Origin of the sequence: uncultured Caballeronia sp., from assembly GCF_964243625.1 — a bacterium.
GTDB lineage: Bacteria > Pseudomonadota > Gammaproteobacteria > Burkholderiales > Burkholderiaceae > Caballeronia.
Genome location: NZ_CAXTGZ010000507.1, coordinates 1 through 4,430 on the forward strand (window position 1 = coordinate 1; position 4,430 = coordinate 4,430).

The 4,430-nt window shown below is 62.4% G+C and carries 4 protein-coding genes and 2 pseudogenes; all 6 read right to left on the reverse strand.

The window, feature by feature from the left end; genetic code table 11:
* Positions 1-323, reverse strand: a pseudogene (locus ACFFAR_RS25790) (Zn-dependent hydrolase); the annotation flags it as partial.
* A complete protein-coding gene (locus ACFFAR_RS25795; protein ID WP_062003010.1) occupies positions 298-1,047 on the reverse strand; it encodes a DeoR/GlpR family DNA-binding transcription regulator in 750 nt (249 codons plus the stop codon). The pseudogene ACFFAR_RS25790 and the gene ACFFAR_RS25795, both read right to left, overlap by 26 nt.
* Positions 1,048-1,087: 40 nt before the next feature.
* Positions 1,088-2,626 (reverse strand): amidase family protein, encoded by a 1,539-nt coding sequence (locus tag ACFFAR_RS25800; protein WP_174365069.1) that lies wholly within the window; start codon positions 2,624-2,626, stop codon positions 1,088-1,090.
* A 50-nt stretch (positions 2,627-2,676) separates the two neighbouring features.
* On the reverse strand, positions 2,677-3,405 hold the full coding sequence (locus tag ACFFAR_RS25805; protein WP_062003012.1) for an ABC transporter ATP-binding protein: 729 nt from the start codon (positions 3,403-3,405) through the stop codon (positions 2,677-2,679).
* Positions 3,402-4,127 carry an ATP-binding cassette domain-containing protein gene (locus tag ACFFAR_RS25810; protein ID WP_174365070.1) on the reverse strand — a complete coding sequence of 242 codons (726 nt, stop codon included), beginning with the start codon at positions 4,125-4,127 and terminating at the stop codon, positions 3,402-3,404. Before ACFFAR_RS25810 ends, ACFFAR_RS25805 begins: the two co-directional genes overlap by 4 nt.
* Positions 4,127-4,430: pseudogene (locus tag ACFFAR_RS25815) on the reverse strand (branched-chain amino acid ABC transporter permease); the annotation flags it as partial. The gene ACFFAR_RS25810 and the pseudogene ACFFAR_RS25815, both read right to left, overlap by 1 nt.

Here is a 4,430-nt window from a genome sequence, read left to right on the forward strand (position 1 = left end):
GCCGCCAACACACCGAGCACGCCATCGAAGCGCCCGCCACGCGGCTGACTGTCGAGATGCGAGCCCATCATCACGAGGGGCGCACCGGCGCGATCCGCGAGACGGAAGATGCCGAATTGATTACCGACACCATCCTTCGAAACTTCGGCGCCGGCCTCCCGCAACAGCGCGGCGAACGCATCGCGCGCCTCGCCGTCCTCCGCGCTTGCGCACAGGCGCGTCACGCCACCGGTCGCAAGGCCGCCGAACTGCGCAAACTGGGCGAGCAGGCTCGCCAGCTTGCTGGTCTCGGATGCATCAGGGATGGATGAGTTCGATGTCATGCTCAGCAAATATGTCCTTGAATGGAGCGGGTGGCGCGCGGTCGCAGACCACCGTTACTTTTTCCGTGATCGGAAAAGTGTTGAGGTACGCTTCGCGTCCGAATTTGTCGATGTCGGCGAGGATCACCGACAAGCGCGTCTGCAACTTCAGCACACCGCGCAGGTTTGATTCGTGTTCTTCATAATCCATCCAGCCATGTTTCAGGTCGCAGGCAGCGATTCCCATGAACGCGGCATCGTAAAAAAAACGTCGCGCGTAAGACAGCGTCTCGTAGCCGACCAGCGCGTTGTCCTTGCCGCGCAGCATGCCCGGCGTCAGGTTCACGCGGGTGACGCTCGTGCCGAGCAGCAGTGCAATATCGATGGAGTTCGTCGTCACCGTCACGTTGCGTCCGATCAGCCGTCGGGCAAATGCAACGGTGGTCGTTCCTGAATCGATGAACAGCGACATGCCGTCCTCCACCAGCGGCACCGCCAGTTCCGCAACACGCGCCTTGCCGCGCACGTTGACCTTGCCCCGCTCCGTGACGGGACGTTCGACATCCAGCCGCGGCGGGACGGCGCCGCCGTAGATGCGCCGCAACATGCCGCTTTGCTCGAGCTCCTTGAGGTCGCGGCGGATGGTTTCCTCCGACACGCTCAAGAGCTTGGCAAGGGGCGTCACCGAGACGCGCCCGTTGTCGCGAAGCCGGGTCAAAATCTCCTGATATCTATGCTCGGACATGAATTGTTCTGTTCTTGCTCTTCTACGATGGCAGCCGTCCTCAATCCTGAAGGACGGGCGTTCGCCGATGACCTCCGGCAGTTTCGTAATCGTATGCCATCGCGAGCAGCGCCGGCTCGCTCCATCGGCGGCCGACGAAAATCAGGTTGAACGGCGAGCCCGATTCGTAATATCCGGCCGGCAACGTGACGCCCGGCAAGCCTGCGATATTGATCTCGCACACCGTCGTTTCGTGCAGCGTTTCGGTGCCCTCCCGCGGCGGCAACGGGTCGCGCAATTGCGGGAACACGAGACCGTCGAGCGCATGCTTCGTCATGACGTCTTCGAAGATCGACAGATAGGTTTCGCGCAGCGCATAGAACGCGCCGATCACCGGCGGCGCTGCTGCGTCTTGCAGGTTCGCTTCCATGTCGGGCAGCGTCGACATGTAGGTCAGCACGCCCCCGGGCCCGAACGGATCTTCCGCGCGGGTCGCATGGACGAAATCCGTCCATGTCTTGATCGTGTTGCCGGGACCGAGACGCTCGAGATACTTCTGCATGTCGTACGGAAGGCTTTCCATGCCGCGTGCATCGAAGTGATCCGATCCCGGCGCAGGCTTGCCGAGCGCTGCGAAGCCACTGCCGGCGAAGGGGTCTGCAACCAGGATCGCGCCGCGTGCTTCGAGCTCTTCCTGTGCGCGTTCATAAAGCGCAATCGTTTCTTCCGATAACCCCCGGTCACGCCAGCCCGGACCGTAAAGTCCCAGCCGCTTGCCCTTGAGCGCGTCGTCACGCAAGCCCGCCGCGTAACCACCCGGCGGCTTCATGCCGACACCGGCCACGGTCTTCAGGTCCTCTTCGGAAAAACCCGCGAGTGCGTCGAGCGTCAGCGCCGCGTCGCGCACGCAACGGGCGATAGGGCCGACCACGTCGCGCGTGCTGCCTGCAAGCGGCATCACGCCTGCGTTGGGAACGAGCGCGAAGGTTGGTTTGATACCGACCAGCGCCTGCGCCGATGCCGGGTTCTGGATCGAACCGCCCGTTTCCTCCGCGAGACCAAGAACGGCCATGCTCGCACCGACCGCCGTCGCCGTGCCTGCGCTGCTGCCTCCAGGCATGAACGATACATCGACCGCGTTGAGCGTGGGACCCGCCCAGCTATCGTTTGCATGCGAACCTGTGGCGCTGAGCACGGGTACGTTCGTCTTGCCGAGAATCACGCAACCCGCCGCACGCATGCGAGCCACGACCGGAGAGTCCGTGGACGGCATCAGGTCCACGCCGCCGGTCGGGCTGTAAAGCAGCGTCCAGCCGGCGGTCGTGGGGAAACCCGCCATGTCCATGGTGTCCTTCACGACCACCGGCACGCCCGCGAGGGGCCCGAGCGTCTCACCGGCCGCCCGGCGGGCGTCGATGGCGCGGGCGTCATCGAGTGCGTCCGGATTCAGGAAGATGATCGCGTTATAGCGCGGATTGAACTTTGCTATACGTTCGAGGAACGCAGCAGTCAGCGACTCGGAAGTCATCGCGCCGCTGGCAAAGCCGGACTGGACTTGTTCGACGGTGAGTTCGGTGACATCGATAGTCGTGTCGGTCATGGAAAGATATCCGGTTTCAAACGAGCAATGAATGGAGTGGTTCTGGCGCTTCAGGCAATACCGGCGAACTCGTCGAGCATTGCCGGGTCCGTGACGATCTCGGGCGGAATCTCGCGCGTGACCGTGCCCTTTTGCAGGATCAGGATGCGCTGCGACAGTGACGCAATGAAGTTGAGGTTCTGCTCGACCAGCAAGATGGTGAGGCTGCGCTGCTCGGCAACACCCTTCAGTGTGTCGATGATTTCGTCGATGATCGACGGCTGGATCCCTTCCGTGGGTTCATCGAGCAATACGATTTTTGGTCCGCCGCACAGGCATCGCGCGAGCGCCAGCAATTGCTGCTCCCCGCCCGAGAGCGCGCCGCCCGGGCGGTCGAGATACGCTTTCAGACGTGGAAACAGTTCGAGGATTTCCGCGATTGTTTCGGCCTCGCCGCGCTTTGACAGCAGGCATCCCACACGCAGGTTTTCCATCACGCTCAATGTCGGGAAAATCTCGCGGCCCTGCGGCACATAGCCGATTCCCGCCTTGGCGCGAGCCGTGGCGCTGTAATGCGTGATGTCCACGCCATTGAAGCGCACGGTTCCCGAGGTCGTCGGCAAATGCCCGGTCAGCGTGCGCAGCAGCGTGGTCTTGCCCATGCCGTTATGGCCGAGAATCCCCACGCGCTCGCCTGCCTTCACGGAGAAATTCACTTGATTGAGAATCGGGATGCGTCCGTAGCCGGAGCATAACTGCGTCGCCTCGAAGAGCACCGTGCCTGCGTTTTCGCCGCTCATGCTGCACGCCTCCCGAGATACACATCCTTCACACGCTGGTCGGACAAGACAGTGTCCACCGATCCTTCCACCAGCACCGCACCTTGCGAGAAGACAGTCACGGTGCGTGCAATCATGCGAATGAACTGCATGTCGTGTTCCACCACGACCAGCGCCTGCGTCTTGTTGATTTCCTGAATCAGCTCGGCGGTGCGATGCACTTCTTCGTGGTTCATGCCGGCGGCAGGTTCATCGAGCAAAATCAATTCGGGTTCCTGAGCAAGTACCGTTGCGATCTCGACCCACTGCCGCTGTCCGTGCGCGAGCTGACCGACGATCCGGTCCGCGATGCCGTCGAGTTTGAGCCGGGTCAGCGTTTCATCCACGATACGACGCGCATGCGCCAGCGACTTGCGCCGCCCCGCGCCAATGAACACGTTCTCGCGCACGCTGAGTCCGTTGAACACGTTTGGCACTTGCGTCTTGATACCCACGCCCAGCCTCGCGATCTGATGCGGGTTGCTGCCGGTGACATCGTGGCTGCGGAAATGAATGCTGCCTTCGGTCGGTCTCAACTGTCCCGTAAGCATCTTGAAGAAGGTGCTTTTGCCCGCGCCGTTCGGGCCGATCAGGCAGCGCAGTTCGACTTCGCGCAGCGTGAAATCGACTTCGCGTACGGCGGTCACACCGCCAAAGCGCATGGTGACGCCCTTGGCCTGGAGAAGCGGAGGAAGAGCATTCATCAGTGCGACTCCGGCTTGGCGGTGGCGGACGAAGGCGGCGCGCCGGCAGCGCCTTTTGTCGGCGAGCCCAGTCGCAACAACAAGGAGCGCGCGACAGGCACGACGCCCTGCGGCACGAGCAGCACAAACGCGACGAGCACGATGCCAAGCCCCAGACTCGGGTCGATCACATGCTGTGTTCCAGCAATATTGATCAGATACTGGATGGCAACCGCGCCGAGTATCGGTCCGATCAGCGTGCCCAGCCCGCCGATCAGCACGGAGATGATGACCTGCGCCGACATGGTGAGCGCGAACACTGTC

Excerpts from the sequence above, each read along its gene's own strand:
- ACFFAR_RS25795 (WP_062003010.1), bottom strand. The coding sequence starts at position 1,047 with ATGTCCGAGCATAGATATCAGGAGATTTTGACCCGGCTTCGCGACAAC.
- ACFFAR_RS25800 (WP_174365069.1), bottom strand. The coding sequence starts at position 2,626 with ATGACCGACACGACTATCGATGTCACCGAACTCACCGTCGAACAAGTC.
- ACFFAR_RS25805 (WP_062003012.1), bottom strand. The coding sequence starts at position 3,405 with ATGAGCGGCGAAAACGCAGGCACGGTGCTCTTCGAGGCGACGCAGTTA.
- ACFFAR_RS25810 (WP_174365070.1), bottom strand. The coding sequence starts at position 4,127 with ATGAATGCTCTTCCTCCGCTTCTCCAGGCCAAGGGCGTCACCATGCGC.